Source organism: Microbulbifer flavimaris (assembly GCF_001641755.2).
In the GTDB taxonomy this organism is placed as follows: domain Bacteria; phylum Pseudomonadota; class Gammaproteobacteria; order Pseudomonadales; family Cellvibrionaceae; genus Microbulbifer; species Microbulbifer flavimaris.
In genome coordinates, this window is record NZ_LRFG02000012.1 from 1 (window position 1) to 447 (window position 447).

Annotated in this window: 1 protein-coding gene; it reads right to left on the bottom strand. The window is 56.6% G+C overall.

The features are described from left to right. Window positions 1-447, bottom strand: a 447-nt coding sequence (locus tag AWR36_RS16285; RefSeq protein ID WP_176491162.1) for a hypothetical protein, incomplete at both ends; no start/stop codon positions are given.

Below are 447 nucleotides of genomic sequence, written 5' to 3' on the forward strand. Positions count from 1 at the left end.
TGGTGTGCCTTCGTTGTCGTTGCCGTCTTTAATGGTCGTGGCGACTGTGTCGTTGCCCAACTCGACGTTTTCGAAGCTGCCTGTGTCTACTGGCGTGCCGATGACGACGCTGTAAACTTCGTCGCCTTCTGCGTAGGCGTCATCCACTGCGGCCACCGTGAAGTCGACGCTTTGATTGGCTGCATCCAGCACCACTTCTGTGGTGTTGGTGATGATGTCGCCGCTTTCGGCTGATTGATAGGTGTAGGTCACCGGTACCGTCACCGTTTCTCCGGCTGCGACCGCTTTGTCTACGCTCACTGTGTAGCTGGCGTCATTGCCTTCGACGACGCTGGCATCACCGCTGATTGAGACGATGGCTTTGTCGTCGTCTCCTGGTGTGCCTTCGTTGTCGTTGCCGTCTTTAATGGTCGTGGCGACTGTGTCGTTGCCCAACTCGACGTTTTG